Consider the following 25,830-nt stretch of genomic DNA (forward strand, 5'->3'; position numbering starts at 1 on the left):
TTGGCAAAGGAGGCATCTCGCCTTCTTCGACCCAGACTGTTTGCACAGTCTCGGTGGAGGCAAGCGTCGCGGCCGCGGCAAGGGCTTCGGGTGTTTGATGTTTAAAGACATCTCTGACGCTAAACACCAGGCCTTGCGCACGGGCACGACTGACAAGACGAATGGCCGAGATACTGTCTCCGCCAATACTGAAAAAACCGTCATCCAAGCCTACCTGCTCAAGTCCGGTCACCTCAGAAAATAGGGTGCAAACCAGTGTTTCTTTGGCTGACTGTGGCGCACGGAACTGTTTTGTGGAGGCTTGTGCTTCGGGTAAAGGGAGCGCTTTACGATCCAGTTTGCCGTTTGCATTGATCGGCAATTCTGTCATCGTGACAAAATAGCTCGGTACCATATAGTCAGGCAAGCTAGATGCCAGTGCACCGCGAAGCTCGTTGTCACTCGGTAGTTCTTGCCCTGAGCGCGGGATGAGATAAGCCACCAGTCGCTTGTCGCCATGCATCTCTCGTGCCAAGACAGCCACCTGGGCGAGTGCATGGACATGCGTCAAGAGTGCCGCTTCAATTTCACCAAGCTCGATCCTGAAACCACGGATTTTCACTTGATCGTCAGCACGACCAAAGTATTCAATTGCGCCATCGCAGCGATAACGCGCCAAATCGCCAGTTCGATACATCCGTGCACCAGGCGCTTCCTGAGTTGCAAATGGATTGGCAATAAATCGTTCTGCCGTCAGTCCGGGACGACTGAGATAGCCACGCGCTAAACCTTCACCGGCGATATACAACTCACCAACTGAACCGGGTGCGACGGGTTCCAATCCTGCATCCAGGACATAGAGCTGGATGTTCCAAATAGGTCTGCCGATTGGAGGTGGAAGTGTTGCGCTACTGCGCAAACATTTCCAAAATGATACGTCGATCGCCGCCTCTGTTGGGCCATACAGGTTCCAAAGAAAGGATTGGGGAAAACGTGCAAAATATTGATTTTGTAGTGAGGCACTCAGCGCTTCGCCACTCATCACAACTTGTCTGAGACTGGTGCATGATTGTGGGTCAATGCTTTGTAAAAAGACGGCAAGCATTGAAGGCACAAAGTGCATGACGGACACGTGGTGCGTGTCAATAACTTGCTCAAGATATTCGGGTTCTTTTTGACCGCCGGGTCGTGCGATGACCAGTGACGAACCTGTCAAAAGAGGGAGTAGCCATTCCCACACTGCAACGTCAAAACCAATGCCTGTTTTTTGTAAAACACGGTCTGACGGGTTCAGTTTAAGAACATCCTGCATCCAGTCCAGACGGTTGGTCAGGGCTTGATGTGTATTTCCTGCACCCTTAGGTGTGCCAGTTGAACCTGAGGTGTAAATTAAATAGGCAAGTTGATCGGGGTGGTAGGGTTGAAGTCTTTCTGATCTCAACAGTGTGCCATCAGAATACTGCTCCATCTTTGAATGCCAGGCCGTAGAATCCAGCTCAAGGACTTGCTTGGGTCTCGCAGATTCGCTAATGCTCTCTAAGCCATTTGCGTTCGTGATCAAGACAGCTGACTGACTATCCGTCAGCATGAAATCTAGACGTTGTTGTGGGTATTCGGGATCAAGTGGCAGATAGGCAGCACCCGCTTTAAGGATCGCTAACATTGCCACGATCATTTCGGGGCAGCGATTCAATAAGATCGCTGCAATCTTGTCTGGACCAAGACCTTGCGACATCAAGACGCGTGCAAGTTTGTTGGAGTCGCGATCAAGCACTGCGTAACTGATAGATTTGGACTCTGCGCCCAAACCAGTGATGAGTGCAGGTGCATCAGGCGTCAACATGCATTGCGCAGTAAAGCGTTCCATGAGTGACGTACTTGAGGCGTCAAGCTTCACGCGGGCACCTGCTGATTGTGCCAATACCGTTTCGCGAGTGCTTTGATTGATTGCTGAGAGAGTAATTAAGGCCGCATCTGGATGCTCGACAAAGCCTTGAAGCATTTGTTCAAAAACCTGCGCCCAAATCTTGACGGAGCTTGCCTCAAATAAGTCGGCATCAAACTCAAAGCTTCCTGTGAGCTCGCCATTGAGTTGTTTAGTGAGATAAAGCGTGAGATCAAGTTTGGCCGTTGGCAGACCGACTGACTCAGGTGTGCAACGCAAGCTCCCAAGTTTAAAGTCTGTCTCTCCTTGCGTTTGGAGCGAAAGCATTGCTTGAAAGACGGGTGCGTGCGAAAGTGATCGACTGACACCCAAGTGTTCAACAAGTTGTTCAAAGGGAAGGTCTTGATCCGCCAAACAATCTTGAACAGTCTGATGGGTCTGTGCAATCAGTTCGGATGCAGACTGTGAGTCCTTGACCGTGACAGGCATCACCACTGTATTTAATAAAAATCCGACCATTGCTTCTGTGTCGATATCATCACGTCCAGAAACGGGCGAACCAATCGCCACTGCATGTTGGCGTGAAAGCTTGGCGAGGGTTGCGCCATACACAGACAGCAGCGCGGTATAAAGCGTTGTATTTTGTTTACGGGCGAGTGTTTCGAGTGCCTGAACCGTTGTTGCTGAAATGCTGAGCGTGACTTCCTGGGCATGACGTGCACGATCTGGATCTCGGGTGTGATCAAGTGGCAACGAGAGAAGCTCGGGGATGTCTGTCAGACGTGCTTTGGCACGTTCAACTGCGGGCGCGAGTCCCTCTTGTAAATTATCTTGTTGCCATGCGGCCCAGTCGCTGTAATGAATTTCTAGTTCAGGCCAATCCGGAGTATGACCCTGGGCATATGCGCAATAGGCTTGGTCAAGTTCGCGGGCAATAATGTTGCGAGACACGCCATCAGCGGCTTGATGATGCATCGTGAGCATCAAGACTGATTCAAGTGGACTCAATAAAATCAGGCTAGCACGCAAGGATAGATCATTTTCCAGATCGAAAGGTTTTGCAGCTTCTGCATGAATCAGTTCACTGACGACCTTTTCTATGTGGCCCTGATCTGTTTGTTCGATTTCGCGTAAGTCGATGATGGACAGTATCGAAGCGGCGCTTGGAGGATCAAGCAAATAACCAATTGGTTCACCACTTTCAGAGGCACGCATCACCGTACGAATCGCCTCGTGCCGTGTGCAAAGGGCAACAAAGGCATTTCTTAAGGCATCAACGTCCAATACACCTTTCACACGAATAGCGAGAGGCATGTTGTAGGTGGCAGAGGAACCTTCTAAACGATCGAGTGCCCATAAGCGACGTTGACCATAGGACAATGTGAGCTTAGTTGTCATTGCGAATTCTTCCCATGCCTGACTGAATGCGGCGTCTAGATTGTTTGGTGATGCCATCCAAATAAACCGCTAATTGTTGCGGAGTCGGATGTTCAAATATTGAGCGAAGTGGTAGTGTCTTTTCTGTTTCTTGTCTGACTCGCGCGACAAGCTTCATGGCGAGCAAAGAATGTCCGCCAATTGCAAAAAAACTGTCGTCTGTGCTGACCTCTGCTATTTCAGTGATTTCCTGAAATAAGCGCACCAAAAGTCGTTCATTCTCGTTATTGGGGAGGATGGAGACTTTGTTTGCACCTTCGGCGCCAGCGTGCAAGATCGGGTCAGGGAGTGCGCGTCGATCAAGTTTTCCAGCAGGACTTAAGGGTAATTTTTCCATCACGACAAAATGTGCTGGAACCATGTAGTCTGGGAGTATTTTGAGTAGTGCCAGTCGTAGTTGTGCGGCATCCCGAACGGGTTGGTCTGCGTGACCCACAACGTACGCCACTAAGCGCTTATCTTTGGATGCCTGACCCACTTGACGAGCAATGACAGCGACTTTGCTCAGCTCGGGGCATTCATTTAATAGTGCAGATTCAACTTCGCCTAGTTCTATTCGAAAGCCACGAATTTTGACTTGATCGTCTGCGCGACCTAAGAACTGAATGGCACCATTTGCAAGACGAACGGCTATGTCACCGGTACGGTACATGCGTGTTCCAGGAGCGCCAAAGGGATTGGCAATAAACTTTTCTGCCGTTAAGCCCCCACGGTTGAAATAGCCACGTGCGAGACCAACGCCCGCGAGATAAAGCTCTCCAAGAATGCCGTCCGGCACAGGCTCAAGCGTAGCATCGAGAATATAGAGATCGGTATTCCAGATCGGGTAACCAATTGGAGGGAATTCTTCCCATTTGGACTGATCCTTGTCCATCGAGTAGTAACTGACGACGTGGGCTTCGGTCGGTCCATACAGATTGTGCAGGCGTGAATCGGGATGGGTTTGATATGCGGCACGGATCGCAGGTGTGATCTGTAGTTGTTCACCTGCCGTAAAAACAGCTTCCGGCCATCCCTCAATGTCAAAGCTTTGTTTCGCGTCTGCGAGATTATTGAGCACGACAAATGGTGCATAGAGGTGGTCGAGTTTGTGGTCTTGGATATATTGCGCGAGTGCACGACTATCGCGTCGAGTTTCGTTATCCACCAGTACGAGTGTGGCGCCTTTTGAGTAAGCCCAAGCGATTTCTTGTGCAGAGGCATCAAAGCTGATGGGTGAGTATTGCAGCACCCGTAATGCCTCGCTTGGAATCACAGCATGTTGCCATTGAACGAGATTCATCAATGAGCGATGTAAAAATCCTACGCCTTTAGGATTGCCCGTGCTGCCAGAGGTGTACATCATGTAAACCAGTTGATCTGGCGTGAGAGGTGCGCTTCGTTCGCCATCATGAACATTTCTGGTGGGTTGAGTCGCGATGTCCTCACCTACGTCCTGAAGATCCAAGCATAAGGTGCGCGTCGAGAGTTCACCCAGTTGCAAGATCTCGCTTAACATTGAGAGGTGACTATTCTGTGTCAGCACAATGCTTGCACGGCTGTCGGAGAGCATAAAAGACAGGCGGTTTTTTGGATAATCTACGTCGAGAGGTAAATATCCAGCCCCAGCTTTATTGATGGCGAGTAACGCGATGATGAGATCAGGTGTCCGATCCAGCATCATCGCAACAACATCGTCACAGCGAATGCCAGCATGAATCAGGTAATGGGCCAACTTATTCGCCCGTGTATTGAGTTCCTCATACGTGAGCGACTGATCTTTACATTCCAGCGCAATTTTTTCGGGTGTGAGTAAAACCTGTCTTTCAAAGGCACCTGAAAGTGTGAGTACGTTTTCGTCTAGTTTGACGCTTTCTCCTCGTCCCAAAGAAAGGGTTTCTTCATAGTTAACTGGATCCATCAGGGGGAGTGTTTGCAGCGTCGCTTCGGGTTGGGTCGCGAGTGCGGCAGTGAGTGTTTCAAAGGCACGTGCCCAACGTTCCACCGTTTTGATGTCAAAGAGATCGCAATCGTATTCTAAGGAGCCACTCAAACTTCCATCGACTTCGGGTCGTAAATGTAAGGTCAGATCGTATTTGGCAGCGGCTGAACTCAGAATTTCTTGCTGCGTCTGTAAATCCCCCAACCTGAAAGGTTCAGATGCATCGGCCTGAAAAGCGAACATGGCCTGAAATAGCGGGCTGTGATGCAAGGAACGTGTGACGCCCAAGTCTTCAATCAAGCGCTCGAAAGGTATATCTTGATCAACAAGCGCAGCATTGACACTGACCTTACTCTGTTCGATCAAGTCAACCCCTGTCATCCATCCAGGAGTGTGCAAGGGAATGGCGAGCGTATTAAGCAAAAAGCCAATCAGCCCTTCGGTTTCAAGATGTTGACGCCCAGCGACAGGCGAGCCGATGACAACTGACTGCTGACCCGCCAAGCGACTCAGTGTTGCGCCATATGCGGCTAATAGCGCAGCAAACAACGTAGTATTGTGTTGCGCAGCAATCGCACGTAATTTGTCTGAAACGTGTGTATCGAGTTTGAGCGACACGTGTTTTGCTGGACGTGCACTCGTTGTTTTTCTCGAATGATCCAGGGGTAGGGTCAGCAAATCTGGACATTCAGACAGTCGCTGTTTGATTTTTTCAATGCGTGGTGTTGCATTTTTTTGCAAACTCGCATGCTGCCACGCGGCCCAATCTGCATAGCTCACTGGTAGTGTTGACCAACTAGGTGCACGTTCTTCACAAAACGCTTCATAGGCGGCATTCAGTTCCTGCGCCAAAATGCCCACTGAAATCGCGTCTGCTGCTTGATGATGGACTGTCAGAAGCAAGCTTGCGCGCTGTGAGTCCTGAGTGATTAACAAGGCACGCAAAGAATAGTCTTGCTCAAGCTTAAACGGGCGAGCCGCTTCATTTTCAATCTTTGTGCGAAGCAGATGCGCATGATCATCATGCGGGGTCGAAACGTTCAGGGTTTCAAGCCTTAAAAGTTCAGAAATAGAAGGTATGGGCAAAAGTAAGCCGAACAAGACGCCATGATCGTCTTCTTTCATGACTGTTCGCAAGGTCGAGTGCCTCTCAACAACAGCGACTAATGCCTGACCAAGCGCTTGGATTGAAAGGGTGCCATGCAAGTGGAGAACAGCCGACATGTTGTAAGCAGCTGAAGGTCCATCAATGCGATCCAGTGTGCCCAGACGACGCTGCCCAAAAGAAAGAACAACCTGGTCGTGTGCTTGTTGGCCTGGACCTGCTGTTAATGAGGGGCCGACGTCTTGCGAGAGTGCCTCGAGATGTGGAGCCAGGGCTTGTGGTGTCGTGTACTCAAAGAGTAGGCGCAAGGGGAGTGCGAAGCCCAACTCTTTCCGGATGCGAGCCACTAATCGCATTGCAGAGAGCGATTGACCACCGATCGCGAAAAAGCTCGCGTCGGCGCTGACGGTATTCAGACCTGTGACTTCGCCAAATAACCGGCACAAGAGTATTTCGGTTGGGGTGGATGGTAAGACAAGGTTATCAGTCTGCGCAGTCAATTCCGGAGCAGGAAGAGCGCGTCGATCGAGTTTTCCATTCGCATTGAGTGGAAGTGCTTCCAGCACCATTAGGTGCGCTGGCACCATGTAATCAGGTAGTTTCGTTGCCAGTCTTGTGCGGAGTGTAGAGGTCGCCGGGACTGTTTGATCATGGTGTCCGACCAAATACGCAACCAAACGCGCATCCGTACCACTTGATATGGCAATCACAGCCACTTGGCTGAGCTCAGGCGAGGTCGCCAGCAACGCCGCTTCGATTTCACCGAGCTCAATCCTGAAACCACGAATTTTGACTTGATCGTCTGCTCGTCCAAGATATTCGATAGCACCATCAGCACGTTTGCGAGCGAGGTCACCAGAACGATACATTCTTGCACCAGGCGCGAGCCAAGGGCAGGCGATAAATCGCTCGGCAGTCAGGGCGGCTCGGCCCAGATAGCCACGGGCCAAACCCTCGCCAGCAATATAAAGCTCTCCCACGACACCCTCTGGGATCGGTTCGAGTGCGGGATCAAGAATAAACAAATGCGTATTCCAGACCGGCAGTCCGATCGGTGGCGCTATCAGGCCATCTTCCGGACGGCAGCGCCAGGCAGATACGTGAATAGCAGCTTCGGTTGGACCGTAAAGGTCCCAGAATGCGACGGAAGGAAACGCTCGAAGGGTTTTGTCTTGTAAGGTGCCACTGAGGGCTTCGCCACTCGTGACGATCAAGCGCAGAGTATCGTGCTTGAGTCCTTGTTGTTCTTCGAGGAATAACTCCAGCATTGAAGAAACAAAGTGAATCAAGGTGATGCCATAGGCATCAATCGCTTGATGCAGATAGGCTGCATCTTTCTGACCGCCCGGTCTCGCGATGACCAGTGTGGCGCCTGTCATTAGTGGCGCAAACCATTCCCACACGGCAACGTCAAAGCCAATGGCAGTTTTTTGCAATATGCGATCGCCAGGCTGGAGATGCATTTCTGATTGCACCCAATCCATGTGATTCACAATCGCACGGTGGGTATTGCCAGCGCCTTTTGGCAAACCAGTAGAGCCAGAGGTATAGATCAAATAGGCAAGTTGCTCAGGAAGAATGGGTCCTGATCGCTCCTCATCCAGAAGAGCAGTCGCTGGATGAGCTTCAATCGCAGACTTCACCTCGTGAGTGTCTAGCGCAAGGACTTGAGTCGAGTCAGAGTCAAGACCTAGGCGCTGATGTTGCTCAGAAGTGGTCACTAATAACTTAGAGTGACTGTCGCCCAGCATAAAACGTAAGCGCTCCTGCGGAACTTCAGGATCCAAGGGGAGATAGCCAGCACCTGCTTTGAGAGCGCCTAGCATGGCGACAATCATTGCAGGTCCGCGTCCGAGCAGAATGGCAACGATATCGTCGTGTTGAATGCCGCGTGCGAGCAGGTGGCGCGCCAACTGGTTGGATTGTTGATCCAGTTGGGCATAGGTCAATGTGCTGGTTGAACCCAGTGGACTCATGTCCGAGTCGCCATTCTTTGTCTCAAACAACAGCGCAATACTGTTTGGCGTGCGCTGAGCTTGTGCTGTAAACCGAGAGACTAGCGTCAGTGGTTCAGGCGATAAGGTGATTATTTTTCCCGCACTTGCCTCAACAGTGGCTTGGATTTGATCCTTGTCCAACCAATTCAGTTGTGCAACGGGTTGCTCAGGTGAAAGCTGTAATCCCTTGAGGATTTGTGTGAAAGCTTTAGCCCAACGTTGTACGCTGAGATTTGAAAATAGATCGGCATCGTATTCAAACGCGCATTCCATCTCGCCCGTTTCGAGCGGCGTGAGGTAAAGCGTCAGATCAAATTTTGCATGCGCAAGTGTGACGGGCTGCACTTTGCATTGCATGCCGGGCAGTGAAATCGAGAGAGGCTGATCTGTTTGATATGCCAGCATCGCCTGAAATACGGGTGTTTGACCCAAAGAGCGAGGAATGTCGAGTGCCTCAACCAGTCGCTCAAAAGGCATATCTTGATCACTGAGGGCAGCGGTCAGGTTTAAGCGAGCTTGGCTCAGGAGCGCTAAGCCAGTGTCGCTCGGTGTCACTGAGACAGGTATCGCCATGGTGTTCACAAAATACCCCACGAGGGATTCTGCTTCACGTGTCGTACGACCGCTCACAGGCGAGCCAATTACGACTGATTGTTGACGAGAAAGACGCGATAGCAAAATCGCATAACCTGTCAGGATGGTGGTAAATAGAGTGGTCTGTTCCTTGCGCGCGAGTGTTTCAAGACCGCTGATGAGATGCTGATCGAGTTGATGTCTCACATATCCGGCGCGTTTTTCACGACTGTTGATACGTGGAAAATCGAGAGGTAGACTGAGATGCTCTGGCGCGCCTGCAAGACGCGTTTTGGCACGTTCAATCTTTTTATCTAACCCAATTTCGATCGCGTGATACTGCCACGCTGCCCAGTCGCTGTAATGAATACTGAGCGGCGCCCATTGAGGTGCCTGGCCCAGCGTAAAAGCTTGATAGGCATGCTCTAGCTCACCAAAGAGGCGTACGCTCGAGAGACCGTCGCCAGCCTGATGGTGGACGGTCACCACCAAAATTGCATCGTCTGGCGCAAGCTCTAATAACATTGCGCGCAACGATAAATCGTTTGCAAGGTTAAACGGCAGGTTGTTTGCGTACGAGATGAAAGCGTCAACCAAGGCTGCATCACTGTTTTGACTGTCTTGCAGCGGCTGTTGACTCATAGTCAGAGATAGATATGATTCACGGGAAAATCTTTGCAGCACAGAGGTCGACGGACCGACGGGATGTAGTTTGCCGACTAGCTCGCCATTGGTATTTTCCTGTATGAGCGTACGCAAGCTTTGATGACGCTCAAGCAATGCGTGAAGGGCACTCTTTAGTGCATCAACATTCAGTGCGCCTTGCAGTCGAACTGCAAACGGAAGGTTATATGCTGATTGTGCGTGGTCGAGTTGACCGAGTGTCCAGAAGCGTTTTTGACCGAGCGACAATGTGACGCATCCATTGTCAAGTTGCCCCATGTTCGCTATGACGTTTGGAGTTGCTTGTGATGAACCCTGGGCAGTCAGTTCAGAGATTGGTTCAATTTGTGTGGCAAGTGCTTCAGGTGTCGGATACTCAAAAATCTTGTCCAGCGTAATTTCGCAACCAAGTTGTTCTCTGAGTTGCGTGACGAGACCAATTGCGAGAAGTGAATGCCCGCCGATGGCAAAAAAATCATCATCGATACCGATCGGTGAAGTTTGTGTGAGTGCACCGAACAGCTCGCATATAACTTGTTCGGTATTGTTTCTCGGTGCTCTAAAACTGTTGAGATCAGATTGCGTGCCAGGCTCTGGGAGTGCGCGAACATCGAGCTTGCCATGCGCAGTGAGTGGCAGCGCATCCAGATATTCAAAATACGCCGGGACCATGTACTCAGGCAAGATGGACGCGAGCTCTTGACGGAGCTGGCTTTGCTCTGGTTTTGTTTGATCCGTCCCTGAGACGAGATAAGCAACCAGCCTCAGTTCACCCGAAAAGTCCTTGGCGATCACTGCGGCTTGAGTCAAAACGTCAAACTGCGTGAGTAAGGTTTTTTCTATCTCTCCAAGCTCGATTCTAAAGCCACGAATTTTGACTTGTGTATCGGCACGACCGATATAGACCATCAGGCCATTTTTCTGTCGTAAGACTAAGTCACCTGTGCGATACATGCGTCGTCCGGGTGTGCCGAAGGGGCAGGCAATAAATCTCTCTGCAGTGAGTCCGGGGCGACCGAGATATCCACGCGTGACGCCAACACCTGCGACGTATAGTTCACCAATGGTTTCGTCAGGGACGAGTGCCAGCGTTGCATCTAGGATGTAATCATCAACGTTGTCGATCTGCGCACCGATTGGTACGACTTGCTGAGTCAGCGCTGGATCGAAACGAAGCGGTGGACTCATTGCTGCGCAGACCGTGACTTCGGTCGGTCCGTAAGCATTGACCATCCGCCTGTTGGCGCTAAAGCGTTCTACCAGTTCGGGGGGACATGCTTCGCCTGCTACGCAAAGCGTTCGCAAAGGTGCGATGGACTGCTCGTCTAAAAGTTTGACTAAAGCAGGGGGCAGTGTGGCATGGGTAACAGCAAATTGCGTGAGATGCTCTGCAATATTGGCAGCGGTGTTCATCCGCATAGACGTGGCTGGCAGCACAAGGGTCGCACCTGCCGCGAACGCTGACCAGATTTCCTGAACACTGCCATCAAAGGCGTGAGAGGCAAACTGCAATACGCGATCACCTGCTCCGATGCCCAAATACTGGTCTTTAGCCCGAGCCATATTCAGCACGCCTCGATGGGGCACGCCTACACCTTTTGGATTGCCTGTCGAGCCAGAGGTGTAGATGATATAAGCCAGATTGTCTGACAAGAGTGGTCTGAGTCTTTGGCTGTCTGTGACCATGCCACTATCAAGACTCTGAATGGTCAAACTCACTGCAAAGTCTTCTAGATCAATATGTTTTTGTTGACTCAGCGCCTCTTCAAGTTCTGGAATTTGAAGGTGTTCAGAAATTGATATGACGTGAGCTGAATCGCTATCTTTGATCAGATATTGAAGTCTTGCAGCCGGATAGTCTGGATCAAGCGGCAGATAAGCCGCTCCGGTCTTGAGCACGGCAAGCATGGCAACAATCAGTTCAGGTGATCGTTGCAACAATATGCTGACGGTTTGCTCAGATCCAATACCCTGCCGAATGAGGTAGCGGGCAAGCTGGTTGGCCCGTTCGTCAAGTTCGAGATAGCTGAGTTCAGCAGATCTCCCTTGGTCGTCAAACATCAGCGCTGGCGCGTCGGGATGTTTGCGAACTTGAGACTCAAACAGGTCAGGTAAATGATGAATAGTGGAATCGAGACGATGTGCAGCGCCCTCGGAGCGTCCAAGAATATGCTCTTGTTCATCCTGGTTCAGCACGGAGATCGAAGCGATTGCCGTGTCGGCCATCGCCGGCAGCTGGACGAGCAAATGATACAAACGTGAAAGGTGTTCACGTGCTTGCTCTTCGTTGTAGCGACCTGCGTTGTAGTCCATTCTGAGCTGGACAGGACCCTCATCGGAACGGTCAAAAATTTGCAACTCAAGGTCTGCGATTGCGCCTGCGCCGCCTGTTTCTACAAGTCCTTTGGCATCACCAAAGTCTAGTAACTGATCAAACACCAAGTGATTGATCAAAAATGAAAAAGGTGCGTCCAGATTCATCTGACGGTGCATCGTAGCGATTTCACCGTAAGGAAATTTATTGTGTCTTAGGCCAAGGCGCGTCTCACGCGCGATATGCTTGATCAGGTCAGTGACAGTCTCTGAACTTTCGACCGAGACGCGCAGCGGTACGGCGTTGGCGAGCATGCCAATGAGTGTTCTGGTGCTTTTGCTGCGTCCGGCCGTCGGGGTCCCGACGCACACGTCGGTTGAGCCTGTCATTTTGGACAGGTAAATCACAACGGCAGTGGCAAAGCTTGCGTAAGCGCTGCGGCCTGCGCTGACACCCCATTGGGTGATCTCTGTGTAAAGCGCGCGCGGCATGTCCATCGCGACAGACAGAGGACGGGATAAGTCTAAACGTTTAAAAGGCTTCGGGCAGAGCGTGGCGGGAGAAGGCACGCCAGCGAGCTTTTCTTGCCAGAAACTTTTATCTTCATTCCAGGCGGAACTTGTTTTATAGGCAATATCTTGGGCAACTGCTTGTGACCAACTGATATTGCGATCGACGAATTCAGTGGCACGCGTACGGTAGCATTCAGTGAGTGCATTGGCAAAATATGCAGCACCCGGGGCATCAATAATGAGGTGATGGAAATATGAGTAATAAATCCATTCCTGATCGTCGAGTCTGATCAGGCCGAACCGATAATGGGGACCGTTCTCGAGGTCAATGGGGTCCAGTTCAGCTTTTTTTAAAATCGCCTCGGCATCGTCTTTTGGGGCTGGTCCATTGCGGACGTCCCAAAGGGTGATGTCAATATCTTCTGCAGGCACGATGCGTTGAAAGGGTTCACCATTTTCGCTGCCAAATCGCAAACGAAAAATCTCTGTTCCACGCACGATGCAATCATGTGCACGGTTTAGGGCTGGTATGTCGAGGTGACCCGATATCCGTATGAATTGCCCGACGTTGTAAGCAGGACAGGACGGATTGATTAACTGGTGAAACCAGACAAAGCGTTGGGCACTGCCGAGCGGTCCTTGCATCACTTATTGGCCGCCATTGCTTTTTGCAAGCTCAGCGGACGCATGTCCGTCCATTCACGGTCGACATAATCTGTTGCTTCTGTTTTGCTGCCCGAAAAGCCCGTGTCCGTCCAGCCTGCTGGTGTCGCTTTTTTTTCTGGCCATAAAGAGTATTGGTTCTCGGCGTTTTTGATGACTTTAAAGAGATCGCCGTCAATTGTGTAAGCGTTGAGGGTGGGGGTGGTTGGTGTGGTCATGTCTGTGACTCCAAAATGTGTATGTGCAGGTCTCGACGCGTTGCGACTCAACATTGCCTTCGCGGGCGCGAGACAGGCGTGAAGTATGGACCAAGCTCGATCTGCGAGTGCAAAGAATCCTCGTGAAAGCTCACACTTGCGCCGATGACTGATTTAGTGAGTTTGTGCGTGCCAAATTGTGAGGAATTGCGAGCAATTGCGAGCGTGATTATTGAGGTGCGGTGACAATGGCAACTTGCACTTATTAATAGGATTTACCATGACCATTACCATTGATACTGAAGCGGTTGAAGTTTTTGCGGATACAGAACAAACCTTGCGCCTGGATCGTGCCGGAAACTTGATTGCTTCAGCCTCGCGCTGGAGTCTGGCGGCGGCGTTGATTCCGTTACCTTACTTAGATATGGCTGCCTTGGCTGGGGTGCAAACCAAGCTGGTGATTGATTTGGCTGAGCTGTATGGTCAAAAAGCCTCAAAAGAAGTGGTGTCTGGAGCAATCTCTGTTTTGCTCGGTACCTTGGTACCCGTGGGTGCCGCCCATGCCACTGTTGGTGCGACGGCTAAGTTGTTTCCTGGCATTGGCACCATCATCGGTTCAGTGTCGATGGCCGCCTTTGGCGCAGCAGCGACCTATGCGGTCGGCAAGGTTTTTGTTCGCCATTTTGAAAATGGCGGCACGATGGCGAATCTGGGTGAAGCCAAGCTGCAAGCAGAACTTAGGAAAGAGTTTGTTAAAGCCACAACAAAAGACTAAAAACAAATCCGCTCTCTTTGGAGTTAAAAAATCACGGTACATGAGTCACCGTGATTTTTTCTATTACACGTCATGCAGATAATCGCGATTTCCAACCAGAAGGGTGGTTGTGCCAAGACCACAACAGCGGTCAACTTAGCCGCTGGGCTTGCCCAGATGGGTCGCAAAGTATTGGTGATTGATTTAGATCCTCAAGGAAATGCGAGCGATTGGCTCGGTGTGGCAGAAGCGAACGTCGGTAGTTTGGAAATTTTTACGTCTGAATTGTCAATGGACACACTGATGAGCCCCTCGACGGTGGAGGGTGTGTCTGTGATCGCTGGCACGGGTGCTTTATCGGGACTGGATCGCTTGCTGTTAAGCATGTCTGAGCCTGAGAGACATCTTAAAAATCGACTGGCAACGCTTTCTCAAAAGCGGTGGGATGAGGTCATTTTAGATACGCCTCCGACGCTGGGTTTGCTGACGTTAAATGCATTGACGGCGTCAGACCAATTGCTGGTTCCCGTCACGACACAGGTGCTTTCTTTGTCAGGTGTCGCACAGTTGATGCAAATGGTGGATCATGTGAGAGAAGACCTCAACCCTGCACTGAAGTTGCTGGGATTGCTGGCCTCTCGCGTTGATTTGAGAACGCTTCATGCGCAGGATGTCATTGCAGCTCTTTCTGAGAGTTTCGGTGAAAAGTTGCTCAAGACACGGATCCGCGAAAATATTCGACTTGCAGAAGCGCCCTCATTTAAAGAAAGTATTTTTCAATATCGCCCCAAGTCTGGGGCAGCAGATGACTATCGTGCGCTCGCGCAAGAAGTCTTATCACTGACGCGTTAAAAGGTTGATGTATGGCTACGAAGCGCCCCAACACGATTGGCTCAAATCCATTAAAAACGTCTACCGCTAAAAGTTTAAAAGTTGATCAGACGAGTGCTGTGTCGGCGGAGCAGGCTGTAAAAAAGGTTTCACCTGCGCGGACGCCGCGCGCTACGCCCACTCGGGCACCTAAAAAAGAGAAAGCGTCAGAAAAGATCAGCCAAGCAGCTGTGTCGGAAACTGTCACGATTGCTGTTGATTCTCCGCTGCCGAAACAGTCTCCCGGCATTGCGACGCGTGTGCGCCGCTCTGCCAAAGAAACTGAAGCGTTGTTCGCAGAGCAACTCAAACGACACGACGATGAGCCAGAAGTCATCACAGAGCACGTCGCTGTTGAGGCATCGAAACAGGCAGTTGCCCAAGATCTTCCTGCAAGTGATCGTCAGCGCGAAGCAATGGCCATCGTTAAAACCTGGTCGCAATGGGCGGTTGTGGCGGGCATGACACCGGTTCCCATCTTGGATACGCTTGTCTTGTCAGGTACGCAGATCAAGTTGATTCAGTTGTTATGCAAGCACTACAACATCCCTTTCGAACACAAGGTGGCGATCGCGGTTGCAACGGGTCTGGTCGGAAGTACGGCGACCTCAACGATCGCCGGTGGCATTACACGTTCCATCATGAAAAACGTTCCCATCGTGGGGCAGATTTTTAATTGGACAGTCGAGCCAGCGCTATCGTTTGGCGCTACTTATGCGATTGGCGCCACCTTTGTCAGGCATTTTGAGGCAAACGGCAATCTCGTCAGTTTCAAGGGCGAACAGATGAAAGAGTATGCCGCTGAACAGTTTCAAAAAGGTAAAAATCTGTTTCTCAGCAAAAAACATGCTGCCGCTGCATAATTGATGCCTCACACTCCACCGGACTTAGATGCGAACTGTATATGGGTAGCCTAATGAAGTCAGATCTCTTCGACTTTTTGAGTCGGGAGAGTCCACGTGAACTGCGACGCATGATCTGGCTGTCCGTGTTTGTCGGTATTACAAACACGGCATTGATTGGTTTGATCAACATGGCGGCGACCGACGTCTCGAACGGCGACTCTGTTACCTGGCAGTTTTTTGCTTTCGCCGCGCTGTTGCTGTTGCTTTTGCTGGTGACACGTCGTTCAAATGACGAAAACATCCGAAGTGCACAGACCTTGATTTATCGTTTCAAGATCAAGATCATGAGCGATGTGTTCAAGTCAAATCTCGGAAAAATCGACGAGATCGGACGCAATTACATCATGGAGGTGTTGGCGCGGGATACCCAGTCTGTCTCATCGGCAGTGGGGGTCACCGTCACCACTTGTCAGGCAATCGCCACACTTTTGTTTTTGACGCTGTACATGGCGACAGTGTCGTTGACTGCCTTTTTGATTATTTTCGCTTCTACTGCATTGATCTTGATAGTCGGCGTATCCGAGTTGTTTAAAGTGACGGGGCAACTTCAAAAGGTCGCTGAGCGTGAAGGCTCGGTCAACGCCATTTACGCAGACTATTTGAGTGGCTACAAAGAAATCAAGATGAATTCTGATCGGGCGTATGAAATTACACGCCACATGGTCAAAGAGTCTAAAGACGTCAATGAAGAAAAGGGTCGGTTGGTCGTCACCATCACCAACTTTTTCAATAATCTGCAAATCTTGCTGTACGTGATTGTTGGCATTATGGTGTTCGTTGTTCCTGCGATTACCTCCGATTTTGCGCCACATGTCACGACCGCAGCGACGACTGCCTTGTTTCTGGCGGGGTCGCTCTCCGGTATCATCGTGAGTATCCCGAACCTTTCACAGGCGAACGTCGCGGCCCGGACTCTACAGACTCTGGCGAAACGCTTGGCAGAGAGTGCGCAAGAGGCACCTGCCGATCGTGAAGAAAGCTACGATCAGATCAAGGGCATTACCCTAGAGGGGGTCTGCTACCAGCATCCCGGTCAGGAAAAACGCATGGGTTTTACCTTGGGGCCGGTCGATTATCAGTTTGATGCAGGCAAGGTGTATTTCATTCGCGGTAATAATGGTTCTGGCAAAACGACCTTGATGCGGATCTTGATCGGTCTCTATCAACCGAGCGCAGGGCGGATTTTAGTCAATGGTCTCCCCATCTCAGAACCGACTACTGGCGCGTATCGAGACATGTTTTCGGTCGTCTTCAGTGATTTTCACTTATTTAAAACCTTATACGGTTTGCCTGCTGACGATGTACGAAGAATGGAGGACTTGCTCAAGGTCTTTCAAATGGAAGGCAAAGTCAGTATTCAAAATGGTCAGTTCAGTTCTTTGCAATTTTCCACTGGACAGCGCAAGCGCCTGGCCTTGATTGTGGCTTTGCTTGAGGATCGTCCTTTCGTGATTTTGGATGAGTGGGCGGCTGACCAAGATCCAGAGTTCCGGCAAGAGTTTTACGAAAACATTATTCCGAAGTTGCGCGCGATGGGCAAGACAGTGATCGCGATCACGCACGATGACCATTACTATGATCGGGCGGATCACGTCTTGTTTATGGCTAATGGCAAACCCATTCATTCCTGATAGACGGAACAATGATGCGATTTTTAAGAAATACTTATCACAGGTTATCGGATTGGGTGGTTGAACATTTGATCCCAATGTTGATCATTTTATTTTTGTTTATTGGCGGCGCAGTCATTTTGTATCCGCGTATTGTGATGCTTGTTCCCGCCGGCTCGGTAGGCGTGATGTATCGCGCGCTGGATGGTGGCGTGGTGTTGGATGAGCTGGTACCCGAAGGCATGACGTTGATTTTGCCTTGGAACTCCGTTTCTCAATACAACAGTCGAATTCAGGTGCAGAGCTTGGAACTTGAGGTGTTGACTTCAGATTTGCTGAAATCAAAAGTCAAACTCAACTTTCAGTTTGAGGTCAATCGTTTGACCGTTCCTTTGCTGCACAAGTACGTGGGGCCTGAGTATGTCAAGACGATGGTCATTCCTGAGGTGACCTCGGTGACGCGCGAAATGTTTGGTCGTTTAAGTTCGACTCAGGCCTTTACTTCCGGTATTAACCAAGTGGTACGTGACATCGCCATTACCGCTGATCGTGTCATTATCGACAAGCTGAGTCCCCCTGGTTTGAAAGAGGTGAGGTTGGTGAGAATCAGTGCAGTGCAGTTAGAGTCCATTACCTTTCCTGAAGAAATTCAAAAAGCGATCCAGGACAAGCTGACGCAAGCTCAAGTTTCTGAGTCCTATATCTACAAGCTCCAAACTGCAGAGAAAGAAGCACGTAGAAAAGTGCTTGAAGCCAAGGGAATCAAGGATTTTCAGGACATCGTGAATGCAGGGATGACGGAAAACTATCTGCGCTATCGCGGTATTGAGGCGAGTGAAAACTTGGCGAAATCAGATAATGCCAAGATCATCATGTTTGGAACCTCTACCGGTGGGATGCCTTTGATTTTGGGTGGCTCCCAAGGTGATGCGGGCGCACTGATTCGTAAATAACGAATCAATATCGCATTCACTCTATTGGTGCGTTCACCGCAAGATAGGCATTGCTATATTCATCGAATACGCGACGACTTGTTTGACCCACGTCTTCTTGGCGTTTCACGGAAAGAACTTTCGTGATTGTCTTAAAGTCGTAGCGCCAACCTGCTGGCAAATTTAAATATTGACCAAGTTCTTTGGCAGCGAGTTCGATCCCCTTGATCTTGACGCCTGAACCGTTTGGCGTGAAATGCGTCATGACAAATACTTCGCCTTGATCCGAGGTGAGGGTAAAGACCACCGAGCCAGGAAGCCAGACATAGTCAATGCTTTCAGACATATCAACGGGGCTGTAAGTTGTTGTTCTGTTTTTAAGCTTTCTCCAGTTACTCAGATTGCTCAACACTTTAAGTGGTCCAATATATGCACTGGCCACTTGAGAAAAATTGAGCAGTCCGATCGACAAATAAGGATGGGAGACGGTGCTGGTATTTCTATCCATCATCTGGATGTGCGGTCCGACTGGGACGATGCGATCAATCGATTCGTAGGCGGCGAGTTGGGCTTTTACGGATGCTGCAGTCGTTTCGGCAAATAAATCGGGATCACAGGCGTTGATCTTGTATGTGGACAAGACCGTGAGTCTGACACTCATCAATTTGTAGTCCAACAAATAAATTGTGCAATTCACTGCATATTTAGAGGTGTGATCGTAGTCTTCATTAAGCGTTAACAAATCGACAGCAAGACTTTTTTCAGGATTAACTTCTGAAGCCAGTATCTGTTTTGTATGCGCTGAGTTTTGCGCGTATGCAATCGAGGGCTGCGCGATGACGCCTAGCCACACAAAAGAAATCACACCAAGTATTTTTTTGAACAAATGCATATGGTCTGTCTTTCTCTGGTTAAACTTGAATAAGAATACTGATTCGTGCTTAAGTTTTTTCGATCTTAACATTTGATGACTGAGGTAAACATGGCCTACACCGCTGCTCTCTATATCCTTTTGTGCTTGATGGTCGGCTTTTTGGGTCGTTGGAGTCGCTTGGGTTACTGGGGGGTCGTGCTGGTCTCTCTTGCTGTGACACCCGCTATTACAGGCTTGTGTTTGCTATTTTTGAGTGACCGTGCCCGCCCGCTCACCGCGCCAGCCAGCCAGTTCGCGAAAAATTTCAAACCAACAACGAAGGTGTAGTTCGCGTTTTCATCTGTGCAGTGATCTTTTTTTGTACGTAGGACACAAGCTCCGCGGTACGGTGATTCAGGTAGAAATGGTCACCTTCAAACCAATGCGATTCAAAGCTCCCAAGCGTGAGGTCGCCCCAGCGCTCCAAACTTTCCTGGTCCAGCCATTCGTCTTGGGTTGATCCAAGTCCCAGAACTGGACAGGTCAGTAAAGGTTCTGGGCTTGGCTTGTATTGCTCTGCTAGGGCAAAATCTGCTCTCAACAAGGGTAGTAACAGCTCCATTAATTCTTCATTTTCAAGCACCGCAGCTGGCGTGCCTTTGTAAGTCAACACGTGTTGCAAAAACTCGGTGTCTGATAAGTGTGCAATGGGCGCCCGTTTTGAAACGCTTCCGGGGCCTTGTCTACCTGAGAGTATTAAAAGTTCAGGTGAACACCCCATATGCTCAAGCGCACGTGCTGTTTCATACGCGCATGCGGCGCCGAGACTGTGGCCAAACAGAACGACGGGCTTGTCAGTCGTGTTGAGAATTTCTTTGGCAACGATGGATGCCAGTTCAGGAATACTTGAAACAAAGTCTTCTGAAAATCTCGTTTCACGTCCAGGTGCCTGGATGGCGTACAAATCCATTTCGGGCGTGAAAAGCTTGCTCCAACTCCGATAGACCGAAGCGCCCGCGCCCGCATAGGGAAAACAAAATACAGAGGGCGAACCGGCTGCTGAGTGTTTCAGCGGCACGATCCAGGGCGAGTGCTTGGTCTGAGGAGTTGTCATATCACTTGATCAATACAGCGGGTGAGGCAGGGATAGAGCCAGGTACTTTGTTGAGCGTCAATAATTGCGACAGCAAAGTGAGGACTTCACGGGTGTAGCTATTGGAGTCTGCTGGTACCGTGTAAGTCGTACCTTGGTAGGAGACGGTTGTGAGCGCTTTACCACCGCTGCGACCCTCTTCAACCACAAACAGGGGGATGGCTGAAGACGTATCGTTGATCAGCGCGGGATTAAGGGCAATCGCATCCGAATTCATGATCTTGATTTGGCGTGCAGGATTGCCGTTTTGTAGTTTGACCAGCGTTCCAAGATAGTCAAACACATTGCGAGTCGAGCGCAGTTTGATCACCAGACGGCTGTCTTTGCCGACGCCTGCAGCACGAAGAGATGCCGCTGTCGCGGGTTGAAGCGCGCTCTTTGGGAGGATACCGACGGCTTCACTATTGCAAAAAGCGGATTCAGCAAAAGTTTGACCCAGCACCATTTGTTCGGCTTGTTTGTTGAGACACATGCGTGTGGTGGGCATCATGCGTACGATTTGATATTGCGTCACACCGCCTGTTTTGATGGGCATGATCATTGTTCCGGGTTGCGCTTGCGAGGCGACGGCTGCGACCAGGTTACGATTCAGGGCTTCTGCGCTCATGGGAGCCGAGACTACTTGCTTTTCCATCACAATCTCGGTGCTCAAACCTGCCTCGATCAACGTGTAGAGCGCTTTTTGAAACTCTTCATAGTTCGGCAAGTAAGGATTATTGAAGTATTTTGAAATGACAACGTTGTTCTTGTCACGCAACTCGATGGTGTCAATGACGAGCGAGTAAAGAATAGATTTTGGTCCGACTTGGTTGTTGGTCAAGCTCGCAACCACCTCAGGCCGAATATCGCTCAAAAAGGAGCTCATAAACTGGGAGTTATCCAGCGAAGACTGCGTAAAGTTAAAGCTGCTGTTGACGCTGAGTCCCACGCTCGGGGCATACGTGGACAATCCAGCACTTGGGTCCGCAGAGAAAAAACCACCGATTGAGGCAGGTGCGCTACTAAAGACTGTTCCGCCGATTCCTGCATTGACGCCCACACTGCCAGTACCAATCACAGAAGGCATGTCAAGAAAGCTGACGGGCATGTTTTTTGACGAGCGAACAATGTTGAGCAACACGTTGTCGTTGGCATAGCCCTCGAGAACCTCTCGGTAGGCAGCAGACATATCTCTGAAAGTTGACGAGCCAGTGGGCGCGCATCCAGACAAGGTGACGACCGCAGCAATGGGCGCCAAAATAAGCTTCTTAAACATGTTGCTCTTCTCGGTAAATGTTGGGGGCAGGTGCGTTTAAATCACCTGCTATTTTCCCGTATCTATCTCGATCAAGCGCGGAATATCGACAATCTTGCTCTTAAATGCCAGTAATTGAGAGGATTTGGCACCAATCTGGCATGTGTCTCAGAGCTTGGCTCCACAATCGCGACAAAAGTGATCTTGTTTGTCGAGATGATCGGCCTCGCACTCTGGGCAGGTCATGGTGAAATCACGGCGACGGCCACGCGTGCGGGACATTTCAGCCGTGACTATCCCGGTGGGCACCGCCAACGTGCCCCAGCCCATCAGCATCATGGTTGAGGCAATCAGCTTGCCCAGATCGGTTTTGGGTGTGAGGTCACCAAAACCAACTGTGGTCATGGTCGTGATCGCCCAGTAAGTGGCGATTGGGATGCTGGTAAAGCCATGCTCAGGCCCTTCGACCACATACATGAGCGTACCCATGACCAACACAATCATCAGTACAAAGGATAGAAAAACCAGAATTTTCTTGCGACTGGCACTCAGTGCGTTCGCAAGATGTGCGTACTCTTGCATGTAAGCAGTGAGTTTAAATACGCGAAAAATACGGATGAGTCGGAGTACCCGCACATCGATCAAGGCATGAAGTTCTGGAAAAAATAAAGCCAGATAAGTGGGCAAGACTGCTAGCAAATCAATCACACCAAAAAAACTGGTGGCGTATTTTCTGCGATCCTTTGCGCAGTAAAGACGTGCGAGATATTCCACGCTAAAAATAGCCGTAAAAATCCACTCCAGAATAAACAGTAAAGAGTGAAAGTTACGCGCAATATGCTCGACGCTATCGAGCACGACCACCACGAGCGAAAGCAGGATCAGTGCGATCAGGGCTTTGTCAAAAAGACGTCCGGCAGCTGTTTCATTTGTAAAGATCAGTGTGTACATCCGATCTTTAAAGGAGGGGTGTGCTCGCGTCATTATGATCTTGTGCTTTTTTGATATGGTCAGTCAGGGGTAGGTCGATGTCAGACCTCGCGTGCAAGTGCTTGGCCGCTGAGCCAGGCACCTTCGACTTTTTCAGTGCTGGTCCAGTCGCCACATAGGCCAAGTTGCAGTGTATCGTCAAATACATGACCGTGATGAGTGGCGTGCCCCAGCCGGGCAAAACGCCAAAGGTGCGACTGGAACGTGATGGGCTGATAGCCCGTCAGCGACTCAAAGCCTGCGACCATGAGTGCGGTCGCTTCTTCTTTTGCTGTGTTTTCATGCGTCAAGCTCCAAGTGGTTGAGGCGTGCGCCAACCAGGCCTCTCCAGACGTGCGTTGTGGTTTGCTTGAGCTTCTTGCGATCCAGCTGAATATCCCTTGATTGATAAAGGCGGCATCGAAGTCTAGCGGCAAGCGCTCATTCGCATACACCATCAAGGCCCAACTTGGTGCCATGACGGCATCTTGGCAGCGCGCATACATGGCGGCTGAGTGCGGTTGAACAAGAACCTCCGCTTGTTTGGAGGGAATGGCGAGTAGGACCGTGTCAAACGTTCGTTCATGCAAACCGTGCTCTTTACTGTGAAGCTTCCAGGACGACCCCTCGCGCAGCAACTGATCAACCGTTGTTGAGAAATGAATCGTCAGCTCTTTTGCGAGTTGTTTGGCAGGCGCTGTCATGGAAGGCGTGCCAACAAAGCGACCGACAGAAGGTTTGATGGGTTGCCAGCCATCCGCTTCAAAGCTTGTGACCTGCGCCTCCCAGAGCGCTGCTGCACCAGCCGCTTGCCAACGCTCCACCTGCTGTTGAAAGGCGGGATCGGTTGCTGTGAAATATTGCGCACCATGGTCACACGCCCACGCTTCAAAGCTGCGGGTGCTCATGCGGCCCCCCACGCCTCGACTTTTCTCAAACACCTGAACGTGGTGCCCCATGGCGGAAAGTGCCTGTGCACAACTTAAACCTGCGAGGCCAGCACCAATGATTGCGATAGAACGTGGTTGAGACATAGCGTGATGATTACCCGGTCGGAAAATTTACGAATTTGCCGGTATTTTAGGGCGATGAAGAGGTCAGATTACATAAGCTCAGGATTATTAAGGGGATAACCCTTGTAGACAGCTTGCTTGAGGCGGTTTATCAATGCGGACTGAGGTAATCAATCATTAAAAAGAGGATAAAAATGAAGAGACTTCTTAAATCATTATTGCTTGGGACCTGTATTCTCGGCGCGAGTGTGAGTAGCTTTGCACAAAGCTATCCAAACAAACCCATTCGCATGATTGTGCCGTTCCCACCAGCGGGTGCGGCGGATCAGACCGCGCGGATTGTGATGAAAGCCTTGTCTGAAAGCTTGGGTCAGCCCATCATTATTGACAATCGCGCGGGTGCAGATGGTGCGATTGCCGGAAATGCTGTGATGAATGCGCCTGCGGATGGCTACACCCTCCTGTTTGCAACGACGACAGGCTTAAACGGGGCGCCCACGATGCGCAAAACTCCCCCCTACGATCCCATTACGGCATTTACACCGATTTCTTTAGTGGGTAAGTTCGGATTTTTCATGTTTGTGAATGCAGATGTTCCTGCCAAAAATATGAAAGAGCTGATTGCTTATGCAAAGGCTAACCCCGGAAAGTTGAACTATGGCAGTGGCAACGGCACCAGCATTCTGACAACGGCGCAGTTTGCTCAAGAGTCCAAACTTAATATGGTGCATGTCCCTTACAAAGGTGACGCACCTGCAACCGCGGACTTGATTGCCGGTCGCATCCAAGTGCTGCTGGCCACCCCAGGCAATGCGTTGCAAATGGTGCAAGAGGGACGTCTGCGTGTTTTGATGGCACTGTTACCGAGCCGTAGTCCGTTGGCCCCAGAGACACCCACCGCTGATGAGCTCGGTATAAAAGGCATGACGATTGTGCCTTGGGCCGGTTTATTTGGTCCTGCCGGTTTACCTAAGGACGTGGTTGATCGCGTCGCAAAAGCCATGAAAGAAGTGTCTGAGCGCAAAGACGTGCGTGAGCAGTTGGGCAAGATTGCCTTTGAGTTGCAAAGCTCAACACCCAAGGAAATGGGAGATTTCAATAAATCCCAGCTCGATATTTGGAAGAAGACGGCTGACTCGATTAATTTAGAGCGTAATTAACATGCTGCCATCAGGTGTCCGCTCTAGGCTTGTTCACGATGTCAACGGCATCACTATGCATATTTTGGAGGCTGGCTTCGAGGTGCCGGGCCGTCCTTTGGTGGTGCTTTTGCATGGTTTTCCTGAGCTTGCCTATAGCTGGCGCAAGGTGATGGTGCCATTGGCTGAACAGGGCTATCACGTCGTGGCACCTGATGTGCGTGGCTATGGTCGAAGTGGCGGCGCTGGCGTCTCTTATCACGATGACTTGCGACCGTTTAGTACCCTCAACAAGGCTCATGATGTCTTGGCGTTGGTCGCAGCTTTAGGGCATCGTACTGTTGCAGCGGTCATCGGACACGATCAGGGTTCGCCCCTGGCGGGTTGGTGTGCCTTGATGCGCCCAGATGTTTTTCGCTCGGTGGTGATGATGAGTTCACCTTTTAGAGGTGGGCCGGTGGCCTTGCCCTTTAACACTGCCAACGAGATGGTCAAGCCAGTCCCGCCAAATCTGATTGATGAGGCCCTGACCAAGCTCAATCCGCCCAGAAAGTATTACATGCGGTATTACGCGACGGAGCCTGCCAATGAAAATATTTGGCATCCGACGCAAGGACTCCATGATTTTTTGCGTGCCTACTATCACGTGAAAAGTGCCGACTGGGCCCCCAACAAACCATTTCGTTTAAGCGGACTCACTGCGAGCGAATGGGAAAAGTTGCCACGCTATTACGTGATGGATTTGGATCAAGGCATGGCGGAGTCGGTCGCGCCCGATATGCCTTCGGCGCAGCAGATTGCGCACTGCACTTGGCTCACCGAGACAGAGCTCAAGTTTTACGTAGATGAATACGATCGCACGGGGTTTCAAGGTGGTTTGCAAGGGTATCGCGCGAATCCCGGCGACAAAGACCTAGCCGTATTTGCGGGTAAAACCATCGATGTTCCGTCGATGTTTATCGGTGGTCAACAGGATTGGGGTGTCTATCAGACACCAGGTGGCCTTGAACGTGTCGAGGGAGCTTTGACCACGCGTTACCAAGGCACCTTTTTGGTCGAGGGAGCAGGTCACTGGGTACAGCAAGAGCAACCCGAGAAAGTGAGTCGATTATTCATTGAGTTTTTGCGTCGAAACGCGGACGATTGAGGTAG

At 50.5% G+C, this 25,830-nt stretch carries 16 protein-coding genes; 8 read left to right on the plus strand and 8 right to left on the minus strand.

The features are described 5' to 3' along the window. From WBJ47_RS14305 to WBJ47_RS14315, 3 genes are all read right to left on the minus strand, one after another. Positions 1-3,262, minus strand: a 3,262-nt coding sequence (locus tag WBJ47_RS14305; RefSeq protein WP_422244070.1) for an amino acid adenylation domain-containing protein, incomplete at its 3' end; no start/stop codon positions are given. Next, on the minus strand, positions 3,252-13,031 hold the full coding sequence (locus WBJ47_RS14310) for an amino acid adenylation domain-containing protein (RefSeq protein ID WP_422244069.1): 9,780 nt from the start codon (positions 13,029-13,031) through the stop codon (positions 3,252-3,254). The genes WBJ47_RS14305 and WBJ47_RS14310, both read right to left, overlap by 11 nt. Further along, positions 13,031-13,267 carry an MbtH family protein gene (locus WBJ47_RS14315; protein WP_424585384.1) on the minus strand — a complete coding sequence of 79 codons (237 nt, stop codon included), beginning with the start codon at positions 13,265-13,267 and terminating at the stop codon, positions 13,031-13,033. The genes WBJ47_RS14310 and WBJ47_RS14315 overlap by 1 nt, the downstream gene beginning before the upstream one ends. Before the next feature lie 259 nt (positions 13,268-13,526). On the opposite strand from WBJ47_RS14315, the gene WBJ47_RS14320 reads away from it, so the two are divergent. The 5 genes from WBJ47_RS14320 to WBJ47_RS14340 all read left to right on the plus strand — a co-directional run bounded on the left by WBJ47_RS14320 (position 13,527) and on the right by WBJ47_RS14340 (position 18,338). Continuing rightward, the gene (locus tag WBJ47_RS14320; protein ID WP_422244067.1) at positions 13,527-14,021 is read left to right on the plus strand and encodes a YcjF family protein; all 495 of its coding nucleotides are present in this window, start codon (positions 13,527-13,529) and stop codon (positions 14,019-14,021) included. Between the two features lie 72 nt (positions 14,022-14,093). Continuing rightward, positions 14,094-14,852 (plus strand): ParA family protein, encoded by a 759-nt coding sequence (locus tag WBJ47_RS14325; protein ID WP_422244066.1) that lies wholly within the window; start codon positions 14,094-14,096, stop codon positions 14,850-14,852. Between the two features lie 11 nt (positions 14,853-14,863). Continuing rightward, entirely contained in the window at positions 14,864-15,733 is an 870-nt protein-coding gene (locus WBJ47_RS14330; RefSeq protein ID WP_422244065.1) for a YcjF family protein, read from the plus strand. Positions 15,734-15,786: 53 nt separating this feature from the next. Further along, complete coding sequence (locus tag WBJ47_RS14335) at positions 15,787-17,406, plus strand: cyclic peptide export ABC transporter (protein WP_422244064.1); 1,620 nt, start codon at positions 15,787-15,789, stop codon at positions 17,404-17,406. Positions 17,407-17,483: 77 nt separating this feature from the next. Further along, on the plus strand, positions 17,484-18,338 hold the full coding sequence (locus tag WBJ47_RS14340) for a prohibitin family protein (RefSeq protein WP_422244063.1): 855 nt from the start codon (positions 17,484-17,486) through the stop codon (positions 18,336-18,338). A gap of 16 nt (positions 18,339-18,354) precedes the next feature. On the opposite strand, the gene WBJ47_RS14345 is transcribed toward WBJ47_RS14340, so the two are convergent. Then, complete coding sequence (locus WBJ47_RS14345) at positions 18,355-19,209, minus strand: hypothetical protein (RefSeq protein WP_422244062.1); 855 nt, start codon at positions 19,207-19,209, stop codon at positions 18,355-18,357. A gap of 90 nt (positions 19,210-19,299) precedes the next feature. Between WBJ47_RS14345 and WBJ47_RS14350 the strand changes: the two genes are divergently transcribed. Next, positions 19,300-19,518 carry a hypothetical protein gene (locus WBJ47_RS14350; protein ID WP_422244061.1) on the plus strand — a complete coding sequence of 73 codons (219 nt, stop codon included), beginning with the start codon at positions 19,300-19,302 and terminating at the stop codon, positions 19,516-19,518. Here WBJ47_RS14350 and WBJ47_RS14355 read toward each other — a convergent pair. The 4 genes from WBJ47_RS14355 to WBJ47_RS14370 all read right to left on the minus strand — a co-directional run bounded on the left by WBJ47_RS14355 (position 19,496) and on the right by WBJ47_RS14370 (position 23,560). Further along, complete coding sequence (locus tag WBJ47_RS14355) at positions 19,496-20,284, minus strand: thioesterase II family protein (RefSeq protein WP_422244060.1); 789 nt, start codon at positions 20,282-20,284, stop codon at positions 19,496-19,498. The two genes, WBJ47_RS14350 and WBJ47_RS14355, sit on opposite strands and share 23 nt — an antisense overlap. 1 nt (position 20,285) lies before the next feature. Then, a complete protein-coding gene (locus tag WBJ47_RS14360) occupies positions 20,286-21,578 on the minus strand; it encodes a hypothetical protein (protein WP_422244059.1) in 1,293 nt (430 codons plus the stop codon). A gap of 147 nt (positions 21,579-21,725) precedes the next feature. Beyond that, positions 21,726-22,541, minus strand: a complete 816-nt coding sequence (locus WBJ47_RS14365; RefSeq protein ID WP_422244058.1) for an ion transporter — start codon at positions 22,539-22,541, stop codon at positions 21,726-21,728. 47 nt (positions 22,542-22,588) lie between these two features. Continuing rightward, positions 22,589-23,560, minus strand: a complete 972-nt coding sequence (locus tag WBJ47_RS14370; RefSeq protein WP_422244057.1) for an NAD(P)/FAD-dependent oxidoreductase — start codon at positions 23,558-23,560, stop codon at positions 22,589-22,591. 173 nt (positions 23,561-23,733) lie between these two features. Here WBJ47_RS14370 and WBJ47_RS14375 point away from each other — a divergent pair, with 173 nt between their 5' ends. Together WBJ47_RS14375 and WBJ47_RS14380 are read left to right on the plus strand one after the other, a co-directional pair. Further along, entirely contained in the window at positions 23,734-24,699 is a 966-nt protein-coding gene (locus tag WBJ47_RS14375; RefSeq protein WP_422244056.1) for a Bug family tripartite tricarboxylate transporter substrate binding protein, read from the plus strand. Position 24,700: 1 nt separating this feature from the next. Next, positions 24,701-25,825 (plus strand): alpha/beta fold hydrolase, encoded by a 1,125-nt coding sequence (locus tag WBJ47_RS14380; protein ID WP_422244055.1) that lies wholly within the window; start codon positions 24,701-24,703, stop codon positions 25,823-25,825. Positions 25,826-25,830 lie beyond the last annotated feature (5 nt).

Source organism: Zwartia sp. (assembly GCF_049655405.1).
GTDB lineage: Bacteria > Pseudomonadota > Gammaproteobacteria > Burkholderiales > Burkholderiaceae_B > Zwartia.